The sequence below is a fragment of the Polycyclovorans algicola TG408 genome (assembly GCF_000711245.1).
In the GTDB taxonomy this organism is placed as follows: Bacteria; Pseudomonadota; Gammaproteobacteria; order Nevskiales; family Nevskiaceae; genus Polycyclovorans; species Polycyclovorans algicola.
On sequence record NZ_JOMH01000001.1, the window covers coordinates 1,920,066 to 1,942,001 of the forward strand.

General features: G+C 61.4%; 19 protein-coding genes and 2 rRNA genes. 6 read left to right on the forward strand and 15 right to left on the reverse strand.

Annotated features, from left to right (window positions below; genetic code table 11):
• Positions 1–258 precede the first annotated feature (258 nt).
• Both U741_RS0109160 and rrf read left to right on the forward strand, forming a co-directional pair.
• Positions 259–3,124, forward strand: a 23S ribosomal RNA gene (locus tag U741_RS0109160).
• 206 nt (positions 3,125–3,330) lie between these two features.
• Positions 3,331–3,444 (forward strand): 5S ribosomal RNA (gene rrf, locus U741_RS0109165).
• Positions 3,445–3,666: 222 nt separating this feature from the next.
• Here rrf and U741_RS0109170 read toward each other — a convergent pair.
• The 6 genes from U741_RS0109170 to U741_RS0109195 form a co-directional block, all read right to left on the reverse strand.
• Complete coding sequence (locus U741_RS0109170) at positions 3,667–4,116, reverse strand: hypothetical protein (RefSeq protein WP_029890174.1); 450 nt, start codon at positions 4,114–4,116, stop codon at positions 3,667–3,669.
• A 14-nt stretch (positions 4,117–4,130) separates the two neighbouring features.
• Positions 4,131–4,973 (reverse strand): S-formylglutathione hydrolase, encoded by an 843-nt coding sequence (gene fghA / locus U741_RS0109175; RefSeq protein WP_029890175.1) that lies wholly within the window; start codon positions 4,971–4,973, stop codon positions 4,131–4,133.
• Positions 4,973–6,082 (reverse strand): S-(hydroxymethyl)glutathione dehydrogenase/class III alcohol dehydrogenase, encoded by a 1,110-nt coding sequence (locus U741_RS0109180; protein WP_029890176.1) that lies wholly within the window; start codon positions 6,080–6,082, stop codon positions 4,973–4,975. Before U741_RS0109180 ends, fghA begins: the two co-directional genes overlap by 1 nt.
• A gap of 74 nt (positions 6,083–6,156) precedes the next feature.
• A complete protein-coding gene (locus tag U741_RS0109185; RefSeq protein WP_029890177.1) occupies positions 6,157–6,822 on the reverse strand; it encodes a glutathione S-transferase family protein in 666 nt (221 codons plus the stop codon).
• A 74-nt stretch (positions 6,823–6,896) separates the two neighbouring features.
• The gene (locus U741_RS0109190) at positions 6,897–7,181 is read right to left on the reverse strand and encodes a YcgL domain-containing protein (RefSeq protein WP_029890178.1); all 285 of its coding nucleotides are present in this window, start codon (positions 7,179–7,181) and stop codon (positions 6,897–6,899) included.
• Positions 7,178–7,960: a glutathione S-transferase N-terminal domain-containing protein gene (locus tag U741_RS0109195; protein WP_029890179.1), complete on the reverse strand. Its 783-nt coding sequence runs from the start codon at positions 7,958–7,960 to the stop codon at positions 7,178–7,180. The genes U741_RS0109190 and U741_RS0109195 overlap by 4 nt, the downstream gene beginning before the upstream one ends.
• 79 nt (positions 7,961–8,039) lie before the next feature.
• Here U741_RS0109195 and U741_RS0109200 point away from each other — a divergent pair, with 79 nt between their 5' ends.
• Complete coding sequence (locus tag U741_RS0109200; protein WP_052378661.1) at positions 8,040–8,432, forward strand: MAPEG family protein; 393 nt, start codon at positions 8,040–8,042, stop codon at positions 8,430–8,432.
• A gap of 31 nt (positions 8,433–8,463) precedes the next feature.
• Here the strand turns inward: U741_RS0109200 and U741_RS0109205 are convergent, their stop codons facing one another.
• Both U741_RS0109205 and trhA read right to left on the reverse strand, forming a co-directional pair.
• On the reverse strand, positions 8,464–8,904 hold the full coding sequence (locus U741_RS0109205; RefSeq protein WP_029890181.1) for a hypothetical protein: 441 nt from the start codon (positions 8,902–8,904) through the stop codon (positions 8,464–8,466).
• A gap of 63 nt (positions 8,905–8,967) precedes the next feature.
• Positions 8,968–9,624: a PAQR family membrane homeostasis protein TrhA gene (trhA, locus tag U741_RS0109210; RefSeq protein ID WP_029890182.1), complete on the reverse strand. Its 657-nt coding sequence runs from the start codon at positions 9,622–9,624 to the stop codon at positions 8,968–8,970.
• Positions 9,625–9,748: 124 nt separating this feature from the next.
• Here trhA and U741_RS0109215 point away from each other — a divergent pair, with 124 nt between their 5' ends.
• Positions 9,749–10,981, forward strand: coding sequence for a saccharopine dehydrogenase family protein (locus U741_RS0109215; RefSeq protein ID WP_029890183.1), 1,233 nt, complete (start codon positions 9,749–9,751; stop codon positions 10,979–10,981).
• A gap of 110 nt (positions 10,982–11,091) precedes the next feature.
• On the opposite strand, the gene U741_RS0109220 is transcribed toward U741_RS0109215, so the two are convergent.
• The 6 genes from U741_RS0109220 to cysB form a co-directional block, all read right to left on the reverse strand.
• Positions 11,092–11,610, reverse strand: coding sequence for a hypothetical protein (locus U741_RS0109220; protein ID WP_029890184.1), 519 nt, complete (start codon positions 11,608–11,610; stop codon positions 11,092–11,094).
• A 36-nt stretch (positions 11,611–11,646) separates the two neighbouring features.
• Positions 11,647–12,684, reverse strand: a complete 1,038-nt coding sequence (locus tag U741_RS0109225; protein ID WP_029889553.1) for an IS30 family transposase — start codon at positions 12,682–12,684, stop codon at positions 11,647–11,649.
• A gap of 33 nt (positions 12,685–12,717) precedes the next feature.
• Positions 12,718–13,830: an AAA family ATPase gene (locus U741_RS18365; RefSeq protein WP_084154767.1), complete on the reverse strand. Its 1,113-nt coding sequence runs from the start codon at positions 13,828–13,830 to the stop codon at positions 12,718–12,720.
• A gap of 30 nt (positions 13,831–13,860) precedes the next feature.
• Complete coding sequence (locus U741_RS0109235) at positions 13,861–14,286, reverse strand: DUF934 domain-containing protein (RefSeq protein WP_052378664.1); 426 nt, start codon at positions 14,284–14,286, stop codon at positions 13,861–13,863.
• On the reverse strand, positions 14,283–15,938 hold the full coding sequence (locus U741_RS0109240; RefSeq protein WP_029890188.1) for a nitrite/sulfite reductase: 1,656 nt from the start codon (positions 15,936–15,938) through the stop codon (positions 14,283–14,285). Before U741_RS0109240 ends, U741_RS0109235 begins: the two co-directional genes overlap by 4 nt.
• Before the next feature lie 101 nt (positions 15,939–16,039).
• Complete coding sequence (cysB, locus tag U741_RS0109245) at positions 16,040–17,023, reverse strand: HTH-type transcriptional regulator CysB (protein WP_029890189.1); 984 nt, start codon at positions 17,021–17,023, stop codon at positions 16,040–16,042.
• 57 nt (positions 17,024–17,080) lie between these two features.
• On the opposite strand from cysB, the gene cysG reads away from it, so the two are divergent.
• Together cysG and U741_RS18370 are read left to right on the forward strand one after the other, a co-directional pair.
• Positions 17,081–18,466, forward strand: a complete 1,386-nt coding sequence (cysG, locus tag U741_RS0109250; protein ID WP_029890190.1) for a siroheme synthase CysG — start codon at positions 17,081–17,083, stop codon at positions 18,464–18,466.
• Positions 18,466–19,323 carry a DNA/RNA non-specific endonuclease gene (locus U741_RS18370; RefSeq protein WP_052378665.1) on the forward strand — a complete coding sequence of 286 codons (858 nt, stop codon included), beginning with the start codon at positions 18,466–18,468 and terminating at the stop codon, positions 19,321–19,323. The genes cysG and U741_RS18370 overlap by 1 nt, the downstream gene beginning before the upstream one ends.
• 673 nt (positions 19,324–19,996) lie before the next feature.
• On the opposite strand, the gene dxs is transcribed toward U741_RS18370, so the two are convergent.
• Positions 19,997–21,877, reverse strand: coding sequence for a 1-deoxy-D-xylulose-5-phosphate synthase (dxs, locus tag U741_RS0109260; RefSeq protein WP_029890192.1), 1,881 nt, complete (start codon positions 21,875–21,877; stop codon positions 19,997–19,999).
• Positions 21,878–21,936: the final 59 nt, after the last annotated feature.

Below are 21,936 nucleotides of genomic sequence, written 5' to 3' on the forward strand. Positions count from 1 at the left end.
AAAGACCTTGCTGCACATCGTTTTGCTTAGCCCAGGCTGCAACGGGTTATAGCTCTTTAACAATAAGGTTTGAAGTCGAACACTGTAAGCAACAACACAGAGAAGGTCTGTATGACCGACACTGTGATTCAATGCCAAAGGTGCTTGACGGCGAAAAATGTCGTTGTAGTTTTGAGTGTGATCTTTTTCAAATGATCGCAAGCACGCGACTCGACCTGACCCACAAGGCCAGGCTGACGAGAATGTTTGAGGTTATATGATCAAGCGAACAAGCGCATCTGGTGGATGCCTTGGCGACAACAGGCGATGAAGGACGTAGTAGCCTGCGATAAGTCACGGGGAGCTGGCAAACAAGCTTTGATCCGTGAATTTCCGAATGGGGAAACCCACCCAGCTTGCTGGGTACTGTGCACTGAATACATAGGTGTATGGAGCGAACTCGGGGAACTGAAACATCTAAGTACCCGAAGGAAAAGAAATCAACCGAGATTCCGCAAGTAGTGGCGAGCGAACGCGGAGTAGCCCTTAAGTATGTGAAACCTAGCAGAACAGTCTGGAAAGGCTGGCCATAGTGGGTGATAGCCCCGTATGCGAAAGGCCAAACATATGAAATCGAGTAAGGCGAGGCACGTGAAACCTTGTCCGAACATGGGGGGACCATCCTCCAAGGCTAAATACTCGTTGTCGACCGATAGTGAACCAGTACCGTGAGGGAAAGGCGAAAAGAACCCCGGCTAGGGGAGTGAAATAGAACCTGAAACCGGATGCGTACAAGCAGTCAGAGCGGACTTGTTCCGTGATGGCGTACCTTTTGTATAATGGGTCAGCGACTTACTTGTCTGTAGCAAGCCTAACCGAATAGGGGAGGCGCAGGGAAACCGAGTCTGAATAGGGCGCTTAGTTGCAGGCAGTAGACCCGAAACCCGTCGATCTATCCATGACCAGGGTGAAGTTGTGGTAACACACAATGGAGGCCCGAACTCACGCCTGTTGAAAAAGTCGGAGATGAGTTGTGGATAGGAGTGAAAGGCTAATCAAGGCGGGTGATAGCTGGTTCTCCTCGAAAGCTATTTAGGTAGCGCCTCGTGTATGACTCCGGGGGGTAGAGCACTGTTACGGTCTGGGGGGTGCACAAGTACCTACCCAACTGTTGCAAACTCCGAATACCCGGAAGTATTGAGCACGGGAGACACACGGTGGGAGCTAAATTCCATCGTGAAAAGGGAAACAGCCCTGACCGCCAGCTAAGGTCCCAAAATCTCAGCTAAGTGGGAAACGATGTGGGAAGTCATAGACAGCCAGGATGTTGGCTTAGAAGCAGCCATCATTTAAAGAAAGCGTAATAGCTCACTGGTCGAGTCGGCCCGCGCGGAAGATGTAACGGGGCTCAAGCTGAGTACCGAAGCTGCGGATGCACACGCAAGTGTGTGTGGTAGAGGAGCGTTCTGTAAGCCTGTGAAGGTGACTCGTAAGGGTTGCTGGAGGTATCAGAAGTGCGAATGCTGACATGAGTAACGACAAGAACGGTGAAAAACCGTTCCGCCGTAAGCCCAAGGGTTCCAGCGCAACGATATTCGGCGCTGGGTGAGTCGGATCCTAAGGCGAGGCCGAGAGGCGTAGTCGATGGAAAACGGGTTAATATTCCCGTACTTACGATTGCTGCGATGGGGTGACGGAGAAAGTTAGGGTGGCTTCCTGTTGGATGGAAGTTCAAGCGTTTAGGCAGGTCTCTTAGGCAAATCCGGGAGATCGTTAATGCTGAGGCGTGACGTCGAGGCTCAATTGAGCCGGAGCACCTGATACTCAGCTTCCAAGAAAAGCCTCTAAGCTTCAGGTAATCGTGATCCGTACCCCAAACCGACACAGGTGGGCGAGGAGAGTATCCTAAGGCGTTTGAGACAACTCGGATGAAGGAACTCGGCAAATTGGTGCCGTAACTTCGGGAGAAGGCACGCCCACGCAAGTGGGCCGCAGTGAAGAGGGAGTGGCAACTGTTTATCAAAAACACAGGACTCTGCAAACACGAAAGTGGACGTATAGGGTCTGACACCTGCCCGGTGCTGGAAGGTTAATTGATGGGGTCAACCGCAAGGTGAAGCTCTTGATCGAAGCCCCAGTAAACGGCGGCCGTAACTATAACGGTCCTAAGGTAGCGAAATTCCTTGTCGGGTAAGTTCCGACCTGCACGAATGGTGTAATGATCGCTCCACTGTCTCCATCCGAGGCTCAGTGAAATTGAAATCGCCGTGACGATGCGGTGTTCCCGCGGCAAGACGGAAAGACCCCGTGAACCTTTACTACAACTTTGCACTGGAATTTGAGTTTGTTTGTGTAGGATAGGTGGGAGCCTTTGAAGCCCAGGCGCTAGCTTGAGTGGAGGCAACCTTGAAATACCACCCTGATAAACTTGAATTTCTAACCTAGGCCCGTTATCCGGGTCAGGGACATTGCATGGCGGGTAGTTTGACTGGGGCGGTCTCCTCCCAAAGAGTAACGGAGGAGTGCGAAGGTAACCTCAGCGCGGTCGGAAATCGCGCTTTTGAGTGCATAGGCATAAGGTTGCTTGACTGCGAGACAGACACGTCGAGCAGGTACGAAAGTAGGTCTAAGTGATCCGGTGGTTCTGTATGGAAGGGCCATCGCTCAACGGATAAAAGGTACTCCGGGGATAACAGGCTGATACTGCCCAAGAGTCCATATCGACGGCAGTGTTTGGCACCTCGATGTCGGCTCATCTCATCCTGGGGCTGTAGCAGGTCCCAAGGGTCCGGCTGTTCGCCGGTTAAAGAGGTACGCGAGCTGGGTTCAGAACGTCGTGAGACAGTTCGGTCCCTATCTGCCGTGGGCGTTCGAGATTTGAGAGGAGTTGACCTTAGTACGAGAGGACCGGGTTGAACATACCTCTGGTGTTCCAGTTGTCACGCCAGTGGCATCGCTGGGTAGCTATGTATGGACGGGATAACCGCTGAAAGCATCTAAGCGGGAAGCCCACCTCGAGATGAGATCTCGCGAGTCCTAGAGACTCCTGAAGAGCCCTTGTAGACCACAAGGTTGATAGGCTGGGTGTGGAAGTGCAGCAATGCATGGAGCTAACCAGTACTAATTGCTCGTGCGGCTTGATCATATAACGCTCAAGCATTCTTGAAAGGCGCAAGCCTGAAGAGAATAAAACGCAGCAACATCAGTGGCTTAACACGCCACTAAGCCGTCTGCACTGACAGGCATTGATCGCAAACAGCTGTTCGAACTTCAAACCCAATTCGATGATCGGCACATTTGTGCGGAAGGGCTTTACAGCTCATCTACACACGCCGATCGTCAACCGCTTTGCCTGGCGGCCATAGCGAGCTGGAACCACCTGTTCCCATCCCGAACACAGAAGTGAAACAGCTCAGCGCCGATGGTAGTGTGACTCGATCATGTGAGAGTAGGACACCGCCAGGCTCTATACCTAACGAACCTCTGAAAAACGTAGCGAGCGAAGCTCAGTTCGCGTTCCGCCGGAGTGCAGAGAACGGAATGTATTGAAATACATGAGTATTTCGAGCACCGCCAGGATGCGAAATGACGAGCGCAGTAGTTTTGCAGAGGTTCCCTAAACCCCCGATCTGCATAGATCGGGGGTTTTTTATTGGGACAAGTTTGTCGCAACGCTTCCGACAAAGATCATGTTGGAACAGATTGAAAAAGCCCGTCCAGGCCAATCAACCCGTGAAAAACGTGTTCCGCATAGTCAACAACCTGTGGTTCAGCGGTTTTGAGTAGGGCGCGATAGCGCTGTTCCGCGCCGGCTTCGCTGCCGTCGGCGTGTAGGTCAATCAGCACCAGGTGACCGACAACCCCCAAGACGATTGCGCACTCGAACCAATCATCTTCAAGACATTTTCCGCGATGAAGAACGAAGATGGTGCGATCTTTCAACATTTGCTGGGTTGACCAGTTCCGCGTTTCGCCACTTTGCGGCGGCAGTATTTTTTCGACGAAAGGGCGGTCGCCCAGCTGTCCGGCCAGAAGCTCGGGCGAGCCCAGCAACCGTGTCAGGGTGTTGCTCAGGGCGAAACCCACCACGCCCTCGCGAAGGTTGAGTAGCTCTTTGACGGTGAGGGTGGCGTTCATTCAGGCGCTTCGATTCAAACCAGGTTGGCCGCATGAAAGCGGAGGTGATCGGGGATGAAACTTTGTACGAAAAAGTAGCTGTGGTCGTAGCCGCCCTGCATTCGCAGGTTGACCGCCACATTGGCCTCGGCGGCGGCATCAACGAGCAACTGAGGCTGCAGCATGGGCAGGAAGTTGTCCTTGTCGCCCTGATCCACGAGGATGCTGGGCCCTTTCCAACCCTGACTGACCAGTAGCCGCGTGCTGTCGTAGGACGCCCAAGTGCGCTCGTCAGTTCCAAGGTAGCCGGTAAAGGCCTTGCGGCCCCAATCGCACCGTGTCGGCGAGGTAATCGGCGCAAACGCCGACACGCTGTGGTACTGCGCCGGGTTGCGTAGCGCGCAGACCAGCGCACCATGGCCGCCCATGCTGTGGCCCGAAATGCCAACCCGCTTCGGGTCGACCGGGAATGCTGAATTGATCAGCGTCGGCAGTTCGTCGTTGACGTAGCTGTACATCCGATAGCCCTTGGACCACGGCGCTTCGGTGGCGTCCACATAGAATCCCGCCCCAAGGCCGAAGTCGAAGCTGTCACCTTCACCCGGGATGTTGAGGCCGCGTGGACTGGTGTCCGGCGCCACAACCGCCATGCCCAGCTTCGCCGCCATGCGCTGCGCGCCGGCCTTCACGGTGAAGTTTTCTTCCGTGCAGGTCAGGCCTGACAGCCAATACAGCACCGGCACTTTGCCTTCGCTGGCCTGCGGCGGAATGAACACCGAAAACCGCATGGTGCAGTTCGTCGCTGCAGACGCATGGCTGTAGGTGTACTGCGTGCCGCCCCAGCATTGATTGGCAGAGATCTGTTTGAGCGCGCTCATCAGAACAACACCACACCGCGAATCGACTCGCCGCGGGTCATCAGGTCGAAGCCGTCGTTGATCTTTTCCAGCGGCATGGTGTGGGTGATTAACGAATCAATGTCGATCTTGCCGTCCATGTACCAGTCGACGATCTTCGGTACGTCGGTGCGACCGCGCGCGCCGCCGAAGGCCGTGCCGATCCAGCGCCGTCCCGTCACCAGTTGGAATGGTCGTGTGGCAATTTCGGCCCCTGCCGGGGCCACGCCGATGATGGTTGAAACGCCCCAGCCCTTGTGGGCGCACTCCAGCGCCTGGCGCATAACCTTGACGTTGCCAATGCACTCGAAGGTGTAATCAGCACCGCCGCCGGTCAGCTCGACCAGGTGGGCGACCAAATCACCTTCCACATCTTTCGGGTTGACGAAGTGGGTCATGCCGAATTTTCGGCCGATGGCCTCGCGCTCCGGATTCATGTCGACGCCGATGATCTTGTTGGCGCCCACCATGCGCAGGCCCTGCAGCACGTTGAGCCCGATACCGCCGAGGCCGAACACCACGCAATTGGCGCCCGCTTCCACCTTGGCGGTGAAGATGACCGCGCCGATGCCGGTGGTCACGCCGCAGCCGATGTAGCAGATCTTGTCGAAGGGGGCGTCTTCACGCACCTTGGCCAGCGCAATCTCCGGCACCACGGTGTAATTGGCAAAGGTCGAGCAGCCCATGTAGTGCAGCACCGGCTTGCCCTGGTACGAGAAGCGCGAACTGCCATCGGGCATCACGCCCCTGCCCTGGGTGGTGCGGATGGCCTGGCAGAGGTTGGTTTTCTGGCTGGTGCAGTAGTCGCACTCGCGGCATTCGGGCGTGTATAGCGGGATCACGTGGTCACCCTTTTTCAGGTGCTTCACGCCGGGACCCACGTCGACCACCACACCGGCGCCCTCGTGGCCGAGGATGGCGGGAAACGCACCTTCAGGGTCTTCACCCGACAGGGTGAACTTGTCGGTATGGCACAGGCCGGTGGCCTTGATCTCAACCAGCACCTCGCCTTCGCGCGGGCCATCCAGTTGCACGGTTTCGATGGAAAGGGGTTTGCCGGCTTCAAAAGCCACGGCAGCACGGACGTCCATGGGGTCTCCTTGTGGGATTGACGCAGTAGTAAGGTCGGAATTGGCTCAGCGACGCGATGCCGCAGATCCATCCGTCAACGCATGATGGTGTACGGGCCGCCCCGTTCGAGCGCCTTTCGATAGGCGGCGCGGCTTTGGAATCGTTCGACGTAAGCGCTGATCACGGCGGGAATGGCCGCGCCACCGCGCGCGCGCAGCGCTTCCATGGGGAAACTCATGAGGATGTCGGCGCCGGTCAGGCGCTCGTCGACCAGCCAGGTCTTGCCTTCCAGCGCCGCAGCGAGCGCCTCGACATGACGCGCCAGTGACGGGCCGATGTACATCGCGTTGACTTGCTTGTCGATCGCCCGGGCGATGGGGCGCACGAGGAAGGGCGCCTTGGCCGGCACGGCGCCGAACAGCAACTTCATCACCAGCAGCGGCATCAGCGAGCCTTCGGCGTAATGCATCCAGTAGCGGTAATCCTGGCGTGCATCGACGGCGGTGGGAGGCATCAACGGACCGTCACCGGCCTTGTCGATCAAGTATTCGATGATGGCGCCGGATTCGGCCACCACGCGCGTGCCGTCGGTGATCACCGGCGATTTGCCCAGGGGGTGCACGGCGCGCAATTCCGGCGGCGCCAGCCTGGTTTTCGTGTCGCGGGCGTAGTGCTTGATCTCGTAGGGCAGCCCCAGTTCTTCGAGCAACCAGAGGATGCGCTGCGAGCGCGAATGTTCAAGGTGGTGAACCACGATCATGGGGTTAAACCCTTTGCCGGTCGGCGGCTGCAAAGCATAACCGACACTCCGCCTGCGGCCGGACTCGTCGTTGCTCAGTCGCCGAAATGGAGGTGTGCGTTGACCATGGCACCCGGCGGCATCTGCACGAACCAGCCGTTCTGCGCCAGCGCCGCCATCACGGCCTGAACATCGACGCGGGCCAGGGGACGCCCTGCGTGCAGCCGCAGGGGCATCACTTCAACCAGCTCGCCAGTGCGCGCCACCAGCGCGGCCGGCAAATCGGCGGGGTGCACGCCGTCGCGCAGGTAGACGTACAGCTCGGCCTGCCGACTGGCGCGGTAGACGCGGCATTCGACCGCATCAGGGGCGGCGCTCACGCGTCGAGTGCGTAGGTGTTGTCGAGGTAGTCCACGATGTCTGCAGACTCATACATCGCCACCTCGGTGTTCGGATCGATGAGGTAGGGCACCTGCACCGCGCCGGTGTGCTCATTGAGCCAGGTGCGGTTGCGCGTGGTGTTGCGCGGCCCCTTGAAGAGCTTGTCGCGGAATACCGCTGGCCCCATGTCGGACCACGCGCCCTTGGCGGTGTTGCGTAGCCGGTAGGGAATCTCCAGCTCGCACAGCCGCATGCGCACGCCTTTGGAGAACGGGCTGGTCTCAAAGCTGAACAATTCCAGCGGCTGGGCGGGGGCTTCGGAGGGCTCGGCCGTCAGACCACCGATCCCGCCCGGACGCCAATTGACGACCGTGGCCATGTAGCCGCCGGCGAGGCGCGCTGTGCGGCCGATACCGCGTGCCGGCACCTGCTCCCGCCCCCCGTAGGTGCGCAGCAGGTAGTCGATGATGTCGGCGCTTTCCAGCATCACCGTGTCGGTGTTGGGGTCGACCAGCAATGGAAACTGCGCCTTGCCCACCCGCGCGATGGCCTCCTTGCGGAAACGTGTTCCGCCCTTCGGGCAAGGCTTGATCAGCACGTCAATGTCGAGCTCACTCAGGGTTTCTCGCACCATTCGGCAATAGGGGCTGCTCTCAATGTCGTAAAGCTCGAGCAGTTGTGCCGGCTGCACCGCGGCAGGCCTGAAACAGGCCGAGCCGCGCCAGCCTGTAAGCGTGCTGCCAACCAGGTGCCGCAGGGCTTCGAGATTGCTGTTCATGTCATCGTCATCAAGTTCAAAAGTGCGCTAGTGTGCCTCCGCTCAATATCGGGCGTAAGGGAGATGGATGATGACGGCAATGACCGTTTTGCTGTTGTTTGCAGGCTTGGCCGTGGTCATGGCGCTGGGCTATGCCGGACCGCGTGTGCCGGTGGTGTTGATGGGGCAGCAGAAGGCGGACGCCTGGACGCGTGGCAACGCACCCGTTGGGCCGAGCCTGTTAACCCGATTGCAACACGCGCATTACAACCTGCTGGAAACCCTGCCGGTCCTGGCCGTGGTGGTCCTGGCTGCAGCCGTGACCGACCAGTTGGCCTTGATCGACGGGCTGGCGGTCTACGTGCTCTACGCGCGCCTGGTTCAGATTGCCGCGCACCTGGTGGGCACGAGCTTCCCGCTGGTCTTGGTGCGTGCCACGGCATTTGTGGTGCAGATGGTGTTGCTGTTGATCATGCTCAGCAAGCTGCTGTAACCCTTGAAAGGGTCTGCTGCGGCGCAGGCGCTCAGTACGCCTGGCCGCGGTAGACCCGTGTGGGTGCCGCGCGCGCCGTTTCCGTCGCCGGGGTGTCGAACCCCGCCGCCTCGGCGTTCAGCGGTGACCCCAAGTCATGATTTGCCGGCTCGGTGAGCTGGACCACCGCAGCCTCGACGGCGTTGGCCAAGGCATGTGCGCGCAGTGGCCGGCTGATGTCGGCCGCCGTCCCGCGCTGGCCGTAGCGGATGCGCGCGCGCGGCCACAGGTGATCGAGACCCGCCGCCTGTCGAACCGCATCCGGTTGATCAACGTCAACGATCAGAATGTCGGCCTCGGCCGGCGGTGCCCATTCGATTTGCACGCTCAGCAGTTGTGACGCCGACAGCGTGGTCAGGGCGGAAACCAGCGGCCTGCGCTCCGTTTCGCTCACGCCCAGCAGGGCTGCGGTGATGACTTGACGCTTGCTCATGGTGCGGGCCCGGTGGCTGACAGTCTCAATGGCAATGCAAAAAAAATGCCAACTCGGGACTGCTCAACCTGGTCTCGGCACCACGAAGAACAGAATCGTGAAGTAATGCAGCGCCGTGCCCGCCATCACGAACAAATGCCAGACGGCGTGGTTGTAGCGCATCCGTTCCAGCAAGTAGAAGGCAACGCCGCCGGTGTAGGCCAGCCCCCCGGCGAGCAGCAGCAGCAGCCCGGTTGTCGGTATCACCGCCATCATCGGCTTGATGGCCACCACCCCGCACCAGCCCATGGCGATATAGATCGCGACCGAGAGCCGGTCGAAGCGGCCGGTGAAGAACAGTTTGAAGACGATTCCGACCACCGCCAGGCTCCAGACGACGCCGAACAGCGACCAGCCCCATACGCCTTGCAGGGTGACCAGGGTGAACGGGGTGTAAGTGCCGGCAATCAACAGGTAGATGGCAGCATGATCGACCACCCGCATGATGCGTTTGGTCTCGGGCATCGGCAGGCTGTGATAGAGCGTCGACGCGGTGTAGAGCACGATCATTGAGGCGCCGAAGATGCTGCTGGCGACCACGTGAATGGCGCTGCCGTAGAGCGCTGAGAAGGTCACCAGCACGCACAGCCCCACAATCGCCAACACGATGCCGACGCCGTGGGTCAGGCCGTGGGCGATTTCTTCGCCAAGGCTGTAATCGCTGGAGGGGGTCGATGACACGTCGGGGCCGAGTGTGGATGCAGCCGGGGGAGCAGACACCATTCTGGCATGTCGTCTTCTGCTGACGGGCCCTGCACGCAGCGGCTACGCTGGGCGCCCGTCACCTGATTCCCTGGAGCGCCCCATGGCCCCGTCCCCGTCTTACGACCTGATCGTTTTTGGTGCCACCAGCTTTGTCGGCCAGATCCTGACCCGCTACCTGTTCGAACGTCACGGCGCGGATGAAGGCTTGCGCTGGGCGCTGGCCGGGCGTTCCGAGGCCAAGCTGGCACAGGTGCGGGCGACGCTTGGTGCCGGCGCCGAATCGCTGCCGCTGATCGTCGCCGATGCGCAAGACGCGGCGGCGATGACCGACCTCTGTCAGCAAACCCGCGTGGTGGTGTCCACCGTTGGCCCCTACGCGCTCTACGGCAACGCGCTGGTCGCCGCCTGTGCGCAGACCGGCACCGACTATTGCGACCTGACCGGCGAGGTGCAGTGGATTCACCGGATGATTGCCGAGCACGAGGCGGTGGCCAAAAAATCGGGGGCACGCATCGTTCACTGCTGCGGCTTCGACTCGATTCCATCCGACCTGGGCGTGCATTTTCTGCAGGCCGCCAGCCGCGAGCGCTTCGGCGCGCCGGCCGAGCGGGTAAAACTGCGCATCAAGGCAATGCGCGGCGCGGCCTCCGGCGGCACGGTGGCCAGCCTGATGAACGTCATGAAAGAAGTCGCTGCCGACCCGACCTTGCGCAAGCTGATGGGCAACCCGTACGCAATTGCGCCCTCCGACGTGGCCCGGCCCAAGCGGCAACCCAACGTGCAACTTGGCGAGTTCGACGCCGAAGTCAAAACCTGGCTGGCGCCGTTCGTCATGGCCGCCATCAACACCCGCATCGTCCACCGCTCCAACCTGCTGACCGACTTTGCCTACGGTGCCAATTTCGTCTACGACGAGGCGATGATGTCGGGCGCTGGCCTCAAAGGGCAGTTCACCGCCAACGCCATTGCGCTGGGCCTGGGGGCGTTTGTCGGATTGGCAGCGCTGCGCCCTAGTCGCGCGCTGCTGGAACGCTTCGTCGTGCCCAAGCCCGGCGAAGGCCCGAGCCCCGAAGCGCAGCAGAAGGGCTTCTTCGACTTCCGCTTCTACGGCCGCACGGCGGCGGGCGACACCCTGATCACCAAAGTGACCGGCGACCGCGATCCCGGCTATGGCTCCACCGGCAAGATGCTGGGCGAAGCGGCGGTCTGTCTGGCGCTAGACCTCGACAAAGCCAAAGTAGGCGGCGGCTTCTGGACGCCAGCCACTGGGATGGGCGATGCGCTCATCGAACGGCTGGTTGCCCATGCCGGGCTGACGTTTGAGGTGTTGTAGGCGCAAGGTCCAGGTCGGAGGCGGTGGGCTAGCCAAAAAACTTATTAGAGAGCCTGCCCGAGGCGCTTACGCAGAGACAGGACGGGGGGGAACGTGTCGTTCGGTGGCTGTTATGCGATCAGGCCGCACGGGAAAGACCCGAGCAATGTACGGATAAGCTTTACCGCCTCTGGATCTTGCACCAAAAGATTGCGAACAGCCGCTTCATATTGATTGCGGTCCGCGAAATTGAGGGCTTTTGCAATTGCGTCGAGCGCCGCGGATTCTCTAATTGGATATCTCTGAAGAATACCGACGAAGTCGGATGCGTTTACAAGCGTCTCGAGCCGATTCATTTCATCTTGGGCGCACTTCGCAAAGTCAATTTTGGCGGTACGTGTTCCGCCTTCCGCTATCTCGCCTTTCTTCGGGAGAAGCGAAAAAATCTGCGCACGCGCCGATTTTTCCGCAATTCGCATACTTAGGTGTTTAGCGTTATCACGGATTGCCTTGATGGCATCGACATTCGCCCTGTCCAGCTTTTCCTTCAGATCGCCACCGACTACTGCCGCGAGTTTCTCCCCTGCCAGTTTCTGCACTGTAGGGTGGTAGTAGATCGATTCAACAGAATAAACATCCAGCGCAATCACCCGGCGGATTCAAATCTGAAGTGCAACACCTTGGTTTCAGTGGATGAGTGATGAGTGCTGCGTGGATTTCAGGAGTAATTCTCGATAGACCACGAGCGGTGATCGTACGCCCAAGCCCTTTCGGGGTCTGCCGTTGATCTGATCGGCGATGGCATCGAGTTGTTCTTGGCTGTGGACCGAGAGGTCGGTGCCTTTGGGCAGGTACTGCCGTACCAAGCCGTTCATGTTTTCGTTGGAGCCGCGCTGCCAGGGGCTGTGCGGGTCACAGAAGTACACCGCGATGCCTGTGCGTTTGCTCAACTCCTTGTGCATAGCCATCTCCCGGCCCTGGTCATAGGTCATGCTCTGGCGCATTGGTGCGGCGATGCTCAACAGCTTGTCGGTGAAGGCTTGCATCACGTTGGCGGCGCTGGCTGGCTTGAAGTCGGGCAACTTGACCAGCATCACCAGACGGCTGGTGCGCTCGACCAGGGTGCCCACGGCGCTGGCGTTGGCCGCACCTTTGATGAGGTCACCTTCCCAGTGACCGGGAAACTGCCGGTCTTCGATCTCCGGTGGGCGCAGATGGATGCTGAGCATGTCCGGGATTTGTCCGCGCCGGTCCTGGCCTTTGCTGCGTGGCACGCGCTTGTTGTGCGCGTGTCGCAAGGTCGCGATCAGCTCGCGCTTGAGCTCGCCCACGGGCTGGGCGTAGATGCAGTTGTAAATGGTCTCGTGTGACACGCGGTGCTCATGGCCTTTGGGGTACACCGCTGCCAGTGTCAGGGCAATCTGCTCGGGTGACCACCGCAGGTCCAGAAAATGACGGACGATCCCGAACAGGAGGCCTTCACAGTGCAGCTTGTGTGGAGGGCGGTTCAGCCTGCGCCGCCGCTGGACAAAAGCTCGCGCTGCGGCACTGCCATAGCCCGCTGGCGATCGATTGCGAGACAGCTCCCGGCTGATGGTGCTGGGCGAACGAGACAACACTCGCGACATCGCACGCACACTGAATTTCTGGTGGACCAAACTGGCCAGCGTCACGCGCTCTTCAGGCTGGAGTTGCTGGTAACGCTTCGGTGAAATGCTCTGCATGCGCGAACCTTACTCGGTAGCAGGTGTTGCACTTCAGGTTTGAATCCGCCCCCCCTTGGCTTGCAACTTTGAGATTCGCTCCGGCTCGGACGAGTCGTTGTCTACCAATCCGAACGGCTTTACCCAGTGAAGTTCAGCCGTGCTTGTGATGCCAAAAACCGCATTCTCAACCTCACGGCAACTGGCCTTGGCTACTACCGACGCATTCGGAAACAAAAGACTGTATAGCGGTTTATCGAGACTGTGCTCAACGCCCTCGACAAACACGATCTTTCGACGTTCGCCCAGAATGGTTCGTTTTAGATCGTCATCAATCTCGTTGACATTATCCAAATAATCAAAATCATAAGACGTGACCCGATCTCCGTCATAAGCGCAGGCGCGCATTAAGAGGACTTTCGAACCGGGATTGTCAACTGGGAGCAACGGTTCATGTGTGGATACGATGAAAGCACAGTCGGGCCTTTCCTTGAGCAGAAGCGACAGAAGCGGCGACACGATCGAACGATGCAGATGCCGCTCAGGCTCATCAATGAGGAGAAGCGTTTCGCCCGGCACGGTTAGTACGTTGGCGGCAATAAGGATCGCGTTGCGCTCTCCGTCAGAAAGTTTAGCGATGCTGTAGGACTTGGAGCCGTTCCGGGTTGCCATGATTTCGTCGTTTTCTTTGACGGATACGACAATGTCGAGATTGGCAAGCCGCAGCAAGCGGTTCAAGGTCTTAAACGCACCGTCTTTTGCAGACAGCTTGCTGATTTCTTCTTCCTGTTTTGCGTCGACGGCCCGCGTTATCTCGCGAGCACGCACGTTTTCAGAGTTAACTAAGTCATAGATCGCCATCTGAGCGCGCTGCCCCGAGTAGTCATCCATCCAGCGCGAGGTCGTCTGCCGATCATGATGGAGTACATGCTGCTCATAAGCCGCACGCTGTTTTCCAGTGAACTCGGGTGATCCGGATTGAAACCAAGTCTGTCGGTGAGCCGTGATTCGTCGGATCTTGTCGTTGCTAGCCGATGCGAAGGCCTGCATAAGACTCGATTTTCCGGTGCCGTTTGCGCCAAGGATGAAAAGCAATTCCCCGACGTTCACCGTCAGCGCTAAAGCCTCCGTTGGTTTGCTGCTAGGGATCGATAGTGAGAATGGCATTTTTAGATATTTAGATGCCCGAGGGCGGTGTCAGCGGCGCAGAAAGCCACCACGCTTGGCGCTGAACACACCCTCCACCGGCTGAGTCGTCAGCCATTCCTGCCAGCGGTCGGCCGATTGGTCTTCACGCAGTTCGGCTTCATCAAAGCCTGCCGCCCGTAGCTCCAGGGCCTGGTCCAGCACGACGGCTTTGCCGCTGGCGCGCAGGCGACCCGTGAAGCCCAGTCGCCGCAACAGCCGTGCTTGCGAGTAGGCGCGGCCATCGGCAAAAGCCGGAAATTGCAGTGCGATGCAGTCAATCTGGGCGAGATGTGGGACCAGCGCTTGTACGTCGGCGTCGTTGGGCCAGCGCACGCCGCTGCGGGCGGGCAGGGTGGCGGGCAACTCGGCGCCGTCGAACCATTGCGCGGGCTCTTCTGCCGACGCGCCGTCGGTCATTCGGTACAGGTTGCTCATGCGTAGATCTGCTGCTTGAACGGCTTCATGCCGATGCGGCGATAGCATTCGAGGAAGGTTTCATCCTCGCCTTCACGCTGGTCGAGATAGGTTTGGATGATGCGTTCCACGGCCTCGGCAACCTCGGTGCGGGCTACGGATGGGCCGGTGCGATCGCCCAGCGTGGCGTCATTTTCGGCGCTGCCGCCGAGGGTGAGCTGGTACCACTCCTCGCCCTTTTTATCGACGCCGAGAATGCCAATGTGGCCGACGCTGTGGTGACCGCAGCCGTTCATGCAGCCGCTCATTTTCAGCTTGAGTTCGCCAATGTCGTACTGGTCGTCCAGGGCATCGAAGCGGGCATAGATGTCGTCGGCCACCGAGATGGAGCTGGCGTTGGCCAGCGAGCAGAAGTCCAGCCCCGGGCAGCAGATCATGTCGGTCAGCAAACCGATGTTGGGCGTCGCCAGGCCATGTTGTTTCAAGGTTTGCCAGACGGCGTAGACATCGCCCTGCGCCACTTCGGCCAACACCAGATTCTGGTCGTGGGTGGAACGCGCCTCGCCAAAGCTGTAACGCTCGGCAAGGTCGGCCACCACATCGAGTTGATCGGCGCTGATGTCACCGGGGGCCACGCCCTGCGGCTTGAGTGAGATGAACACCACCTTGTAGCCGGGGGCGCGGTGTGCGTGCACGTTGCGTTTGCAAAAGGCGGCGAAGGCCGTGTCGGTCGCCTGTGCAGCGGTAAAGCTGTCGTCGTTGGCGGCGTCAGCGCGATAGGGATGCGCATCGAAATGGCGCTTGAAGCGGTCGATGGCGTCGCGCGTCAGGGTCAGGTCGCCGCCGCGCAGGCCGGCGTTCCACTCGGCTTCGACGGCCTCGCGAAAGGCGGCCACGCCGCGCTCTTTCACCAGAATCTTAATGCGCGCCTTATAGATGTTGTCGCGGCGGCCCCACAGGTTGTAGACGCGCAAAATGGCTTCGAAATAGCTCAGCAGGTCCACTTCGGGCAGAAAATCGCAGAGCTTCTGGCCGATGATGGGTGTACGCCCCAGGCCGCCGCCGACATAAATGGTGTAGCCCAGCTCGCCCGCTTCGTTGCGGACGATGTGCGCGCCAATGTCGTGCACCAGGGTGGCTGCGCGGTCGCCGGTGCTGGAGGCAAAGGCAATCTTGAACTTGCGCGGCAGCCAGTTGAACTCGGGGTGAAACGTCGCCCACTGGCGCGTCAGTTCGCAGTACGGGCGCGAGTCAACGATCTCGTCGGCCGCAACCCCGGCCAAGTGGTCGGTGGTGATATTTCGGATGCAGTTGCCCGAGGTCTGGATGGCGTGCATCTCGACCTTGGCCAGCTCGGCGAGGATGTCGGGCACTTCTTCCAGCTTGGGCCAGTTGTATTGGATGTTCTGGCGCGTGCTGAAGTGGCCGTAGCCCTTGTCGTAGCGGCGCGCAATGTGGCCCAGGGTGCGCAGTTGCGGCGATGACAGCAGCCCGTACGGCACCGACACGCGCAGCATCGGCGCAAAGCGCTGAATGTAAAGACCGTTGCGCAGCCGCAGGGCACGAAATTCCTCGTCGGGCAGTTCGCCGGCCAGAAAGCGTTGCGTCTGGTCGCGGAACTGGTCGACCCGTTGCTGGACCAGCGCGTGGTCGTAGGCGTCGTAGCGGTACATGGCGTCTCAGGTGTCTCGGGTGATTCGCGGGCGCGAAGGGTAACAGTGGGGCCTGTTCCCTTGAAGGGCTATCGACAGATCAAATGGCTATAAAAAGCGCCTTACCCAGTGCCGGGCCCTGCCGGCAGCAGTTTGCCGGCCGCCACTGCGCGGGCCTCGGGGTCGTTGATGCTGGCAATGGACTCGACCGCCTCGCGGTTGAGGTGCGGGGCAAAAGCGTGAATGAAGTCGAGCATGTAGCCGCGCAGAAACAGCCCGCGCCGGAAGCCGATGTGGGTGATGCTGGGCTCGAACAGGTGATCGGCGGGCAGGCGCACCAGGTCGGTGTCGACCTTGGGGTCGTAGGCCATGTCAGCGACGATGCCGACGCCCAGACCCAGCCGCACATAGGTCTTGATCACATCGGCATCGACCGCGGTCAGCACCACGTCGTGGCGCAGACCGTGCGCGGCGAAGGCCTGGTCGAGTTTCGAGCGACCGGTGAAGCCGAAGGTGTAGGTGACGATGGGGTGCTCGGCCAGCCGCGGCAGCGTCAGTCGGTGTTCGCGCGCCAGCCGGTGGTCGGGTCGCACCAGCACGCAGCGATTCCAGCGGTAGCAGGGCAACATCACCAACTGTTCGAAGTGCTCGATGGCCTCGGTGGCAATGGCGAAGTCGGCCTCGCCCTCGGCCGCCATCTTGGCGATCTGCGGTGGCGACCCCTGATGCAGGTGCAGTGCCACACGCGGATAGCGTTCGCGGAACGAGGTGATTACTGGTGGCAGCGAGTAGCGCGCCTGGGTGTGTGTGGTGGCGATGGCCAGATCACCGCGGTCGGCCTGCTTGAACTCGGCGGCGACGTTGAGAATGTTGTCGGCTTCCTGCAGCAACTTGGTGCTGTATTCAAGAATCCGCTGTCCGGCCGGGGTGATTTCGGCAAGGTGCTTGCCGTTGCGGACGAAAATCTCGACGCCCAGTTCTTCCTCGAGCAGGCGGATTTGCTTGGAGATGCCGGGCTGCGACGTGAACATGCTTTCAGCCGCCGCAGTGATGTTGAGGCCGCGCCGGGCGACTTCGTGGATATAGTGGAGTTGGCGAAGCTTCATGCGCGATCCTTTTATAACTGATGTTGCAATTATGAGACATTGTTAGAACCGAATGAAATGACCTGGCCTTATTTCCCTTTCTTTGTCCGCGTTGCCGATCTTGAGGTCTTGCTGGTCGGCGGCGGTGAAGTCGCACTGCGCAAGGCGCGCCTGCTGAACAAGGCGGGTGCCCGCGTTGCCGTGGTCAGCGAAGCGGTACACCCCGGCTTCGACGAGATTGACTCGGTGCGGGTCATCGGTCGTCAGTTCAAAGTTGAACAGCTCGATGGCGTGCGGCTGTGCATCGCCGCCACCGATGACGCGGCCCTCAACCGGACGGTGGCCGCCGCCTGCGAAGCGCGCGGCATTTGGGTCAACGTTGTCGACGACCCGCTGGCGAGCCGCATCATCACGCCGGCGATCATTGACCGCAGTCCCATCCTCATTGCCATCGGCTCTGCCGGACAGGCGCCGGTGCTGGCGCGGCGGCTGCGCGAGCGGCTTGAAGGCCTCATACCTCAGGGCTATGGGCGGCTGGCGCGCTTCATCGGCGCGGTGCGTGAGCGGCTCAAAGGGCAGGTCACGCCCGATGATGCGCGGCGGTTGTGGGAGGCGTTTCTCGATGGTCCCGGCGCCGAGGCTGCGCTGCAGGGCGATACAGCAACCGCCCAGGCCGCTGTCGATGACTGGCTGGCGGGCAACCCAAGCCGTCGCGGCGAGGTCTGGCTGGTCGGCGCCGGCCCCGGCGACCCGGACCTGCTCACCTTCAAGGCCTTGCGGCTGATGCAGTCCTGCGATGTGGTGCTGTTCGACCGCCTGATCCCCGACGCCATCATGGACTTGGTGCGCCGCGACTCGGAACGGGTCTTCGTTGGCAAGAAGCGCGACCAACACACCGTGCCGCAAGAAGAAATCAACGCCGAGCTGCTGCGCCGCGCGCAGGCCGGACAGCGGGTGCTACGACTCAAGGGCGGCGACCCGTTCATCTTCGGTCGTGGCGGTGAAGAGATCGAACCGCTGGCGCGTGCCGGCGTGCCATTTCAGGTGGTGCCGGGCATCACCGCCGCCAGCGGTTGCGCGGCCTACGCCGGTATTCCGCTGACCCACCGCGATCATGCCCAGACCTGCCTGTTCGTCACCGGTCATGCCCGCGCCGACGGCCAGCTCAGCCTGCCGTGGGACACGCTGGCTCGGCGCGGCCAGACGGTGGTGGTCTACATGGGCTTGGCCACGCTCGCGACACTGTGCGCGGCATTTCGCGGTCACGGCCTACCCGACGACTGGCCCTGCGCCATGGTCGAGAACGGCACGCTTGCCAGTCAGCGCGTGGTCACCGGCACGCTGGCCGACCTGCCGCAGCGCGTCACCGACGCAGGCCTGAGCGGCCCCAGCCTGCTGATTGTCGGCACCGTGGTCCGGTTGCACCGCACCCTGGGGATCGTGACCGCGCCGGGCATGTCGTGATGCGCCGTCACCGTGCCCGAGCGTGGCGGCTGGCCGCGCTGCTGGGCTGGGTCGTGCTAGCCGGCCCGGCACAGGGCGCGCCGGCGGCCGAGACGCCGTGCTATCAGCAATGCCCGCAGGTCAATGGTTTTCTGGCGCAGCGGGCGATGACCACGCTCGACAACGATGGCTTTCGCATTGGCTGGTCCAGCGGTCGCCGCAGCGCGCTGTGGGTCGCCTACCAACTGGTGCCCGGCGATGACCGCCGCGATGTCGATCCGCGCCCCAAGGGCTACACGGTCGACTCTCGCACCCGGCCGGCGGTGCGCAGCGAGTCGTACCGTGGCACCGGCTTCGACCGCGGCCATTTGGCGCCCAATGCCACCGTGTCGCGGTTCTTCGGCGCCGAGGCCCAGCAGCAGGCCATGCACATGAGCAACATCGCGCCGCAGACGCCGCGCCTCAACCGCGGCACCTGGCAGCGGCTGGAGATGGCCGAAGTCGACATCTGGTTGGCCGGCGCGCAACGCGTTTGGGTGGTGACCGGACCGATCTGGCCCAAGCGACCGGCAAAGCTTGCGGGCGGGCTGCCGGTGCCGGACGGCTATTACCGCATCTGGGTGCGCGAGCGCGACGGTCGGGCGCCGACGGTGACCGCATTTCGCGTGCCGCAGATCGTTTGCGGTGACGAGCCGCCGCGCTATTTCCGGGTGCCGGTGGCCGATGTCGCGCGCGCCGCCGGGCTGGACTTCGGCCCCTTGCAGAACCTCGATGAACCCGAGCTCACGGTCGCCGAGCGCGACGCCATGGATGAATTGCCGCTGCGCTATGCACGTGATTTTCAGAAGACGCCACGGCCGGATGGGTGTGTGCGCTAGCGCTTGGGTGCTTCAGTCGTGTCGACTGATGGGGTGACCCGTTTGGGTTGCAACGCCCTCATCCCTCTTTGATGGGCTTGTTGGCCGGGACTGCCCCCGGCGGGGCACTCACTTTCTTTTGCAGAAAAGAAAGTAAGCAAAGAAACCTGCCCTACTGCCGTGCCCCGCTGACGCGGGGTGCCCTGCGCTTCTCGCAGCGGAGGGGATTCGCGCTAACTCGCTTCGCTCAGACAAGCGCGAATCTGATCCCTCCGCTGCTGCGATGCTCGGCCCGGCAGAAGGGGGCTGGAACAGCGAGAAGCAAAAGCAACTGCAGCTACGGGGTGTTGCTTTGGCTTTTCGGCTTTTGACGTTCTCCCCTTTGTTCCGGCCGAGCATCGCAGCAAGCGGCGAAAAGGCGGGCGCTTGTCTGAGCGCAGCGAGTTTGCGCCCGCCCGCCGATTGCGAGAAGCACAGGGGACTTTGGGCGTCAGCCCAAAGCCGGAACGTAGGGCGCCCTCTTTTGCTTACTTTTCTGGGCGACAGAAAAGTAAGTGCCCCGCCGGGGGCAGTCCCGGCCAACAAGCCCTTCAAAGAGGGATGAGGGCGTTGCAACCGAACCCTGGGCAGGCTGGACCCACGCAACTGACGCCAGCGCTGCGGCCAACAAGCACACCCCTAAATCGACACCACGCTACCCAATCTTACGTAGCGCGCCCTGGTCCATGTCCTTGGCGCGCAGGCGCTTCTGGATGCTGCGCAGTACGCCGCTGGCATCAAGTCCGCAGGAAGCCAGCAGTTCTTCGCGGCCGCCGTGTTCGATGAACTGGTCCGGCAACCCGAGGTTGAGCACCGCCACCTGTTGGTGATGGGCCACCAGCACCTCATTGACGGCCGAGCCGGCGCCGCCGCAGCGGACGTTGTCTTCGAGGGTGACCAGCAGGTCGTTTTCTTGAGCCAGGTCAAGGATCAGCTCGATGTCCAGCGGCTTGACGAAGCGCATGTCGGCCACTACCGCGTCGAGCAGCTCTGCGGCCTCCAGTGCCGGGGCCACCATGCAGCCGAAGGCCAGCAAGGCGACGCGCGGCTGGCGGCGACCGAGGGCTTCACGGACGATGCGGCCCTTGCCGAGTTGCATCGGGCGCGGCGGACTCTCGACCAACACGCCAGGCCCGGCGCCGCGCGGATAGCGCACCGCGCTGGGGCCGTCGTGGGCGACGCCGGTGCTGAGCATGCGCGCGCACTCGTTTTCGTCGCTGGGTGCCATCACCACCATGTTGGGGATGCAGCGCAGGTACGACAGGTCAAAGCTGCCGTGGTGGGTGGCGCCGTCGGCGCCCACCAGACCGCCGCGGTCGATGGCGAACACCACCGGCAGGTTCTGGATGGCGACATCGTGAATCAGCTGGTCGTAACCGCGCTGCAGAAAGGTTGAATAAATCGCACAAACCGGCGTCATGCCCTCGCAAGCCAAGCCGGCAGCCAGGGTCACCGCGTGCTGCTCGGCGATACCGACGTCGAAATAGCGCTCCGGGAACTGTTGCGCATAGCGGACCAGGCCCGAGCCTTCGCGCATGGCAGGCGTGATCGCAGTCAGCTTCGGATTACGCGCCGCCTCGTCGCACAGCCAGTCGCCAAAGACCTCGGTGTAGCTCGGGCTGCCCGCCGCCTTTTTCGCCGGGAACTGGCCGGTGACGGGGTCGAACTGCGACACCCCGTGGTACTTGATCGGATCCACCTCGGCAGGGTCGAAACCCTTGCCCTTGACCGTGAGCACGTGCAACAGCTGCGGGCCCTTGAGCTGCTTGAGCTGATCGAAGGCGGCGGTCAGCGCGACCACGTCGTGACCATCAATCGGCCCGTGGTAAGCCACCCCCAGGGTGCGGAACAGCGCGCCAGGCTCATCAAGGCGCACCTCATTGACCTCGGCGTCCTGTGGCAGGCGCTGCAAATGTGGGCTGACCAGCCCCAGCCGCTGCACCAGCCGCGCGGTGTGATTGCGCATGCCGCCCACGTTTTCCGAGATCGACATGTCGTTGTCGTTGTAGACCACGATCAGGTCGGTGCCGGTGTGGCCGGCGTGGTTCAGCGCCTCGTAGGCCATGCCGGCGGTCATGCCGCCGTCGCCAATCACCGCAACCGCGCGGCGGTCCTCGTGCTTGATGCGCGCGGCTGCGGCCATGCCCAGCGCGGCCGAGATGCTGGTGGAGGAATGGCCGACGCCAAACGCGTCGTACTCACTTTCTTCGCGGTGGCAAAACGGCGCCAGCCCGTGCAGGCGACGAATGGTGTCGAGCCGTGCACGACGGCCGGTGAGCATCTTGTGGGGATACGCCTGATGCCCCACGTCCCACACCAGCCGGTCGTACGGGGTGTTGAAGCTGCGATGCAGGGCAATGGTCAGCTCCACCGTGCCCAGATTGGCGGCGAAGTGGCCACCGACGCGCCCGAGCGTTTCGATCAGGTGGCGTCGCAGCTCAACCGCCAGCTGCGGCAAGGCATCGGCGGGGAGTTTGCGGAGATCCTGCGGGGTCTCGACGTGGCCCAGCAAGGTGTAGCCCGGCGTTTCGCTCATGTCGGAAGGATGACAGGTTGAAGCGCCATTATCGTGCACAGCGCCGGTGCGGTACACAG

What these genes read in the sequence shown, in the direction of transcription:
- U741_RS0109170 (WP_029890174.1), bottom strand. Translation starts at nt 4,116, where the DNA reads ATGAACGCCACCCTCACCGTCAAAGAGCTACTCAACCTTCGCGAGGGC.
- fghA (WP_029890175.1), bottom strand. Translation starts at nt 4,973, where the DNA reads ATGAGCGCGCTCAAACAGATCTCTGCCAATCAATGCTGGGGCGGCACG.
- U741_RS0109180 (WP_029890176.1), bottom strand. Translation starts at nt 6,082, where the DNA reads ATGGACGTCCGTGCTGCCGTGGCTTTTGAAGCCGGCAAACCCCTTTCC.
- U741_RS0109185 (WP_029890177.1), bottom strand. Translation starts at nt 6,822, where the DNA reads ATGATCGTGGTTCACCACCTTGAACATTCGCGCTCGCAGCGCATCCTC.
- U741_RS0109195 (WP_029890179.1), bottom strand. Translation starts at nt 7,960, where the DNA reads ATGAACAGCAATCTCGAAGCCCTGCGGCACCTGGTTGGCAGCACGCTT.
- U741_RS0109200 (WP_052378661.1), top strand. Translation starts at nt 8,040, where the DNA reads ATGACCGTTTTGCTGTTGTTTGCAGGCTTGGCCGTGGTCATGGCGCTG.
- U741_RS0109205 (WP_029890181.1), bottom strand. Translation starts at nt 8,904, where the DNA reads ATGAGCAAGCGTCAAGTCATCACCGCAGCCCTGCTGGGCGTGAGCGAA.
- U741_RS0109215 (WP_029890183.1), top strand. Translation starts at nt 9,749, where the DNA reads ATGGCCCCGTCCCCGTCTTACGACCTGATCGTTTTTGGTGCCACCAGC.
- U741_RS0109225 (WP_029889553.1), bottom strand. Translation starts at nt 12,684, where the DNA reads ATGCAGAGCATTTCACCGAAGCGTTACCAGCAACTCCAGCCTGAAGAG.
- U741_RS18365 (WP_084154767.1), bottom strand. Translation starts at nt 13,830, where the DNA reads ATGCCATTCTCACTATCGATCCCTAGCAGCAAACCAACGGAGGCTTTA.
- U741_RS0109235 (WP_052378664.1), bottom strand. Translation starts at nt 14,286, where the DNA reads ATGAGCAACCTGTACCGAATGACCGACGGCGCGTCGGCAGAAGAGCCC.
- U741_RS0109240 (WP_029890188.1), bottom strand. Translation starts at nt 15,938, where the DNA reads ATGTACCGCTACGACGCCTACGACCACGCGCTGGTCCAGCAACGGGTC.
- cysB (WP_029890189.1), bottom strand. Translation starts at nt 17,023, where the DNA reads ATGAAGCTTCGCCAACTCCACTATATCCACGAAGTCGCCCGGCGCGGC.
- cysG (WP_029890190.1), top strand. Translation starts at nt 17,081, where the DNA reads ATGACCTGGCCTTATTTCCCTTTCTTTGTCCGCGTTGCCGATCTTGAG.
- U741_RS18370 (WP_052378665.1), top strand. Translation starts at nt 18,466, where the DNA reads ATGCGCCGTCACCGTGCCCGAGCGTGGCGGCTGGCCGCGCTGCTGGGC.
- dxs (WP_029890192.1), bottom strand. Translation starts at nt 21,877, where the DNA reads ATGAGCGAAACGCCGGGCTACACCTTGCTGGGCCACGTCGAGACCCCG.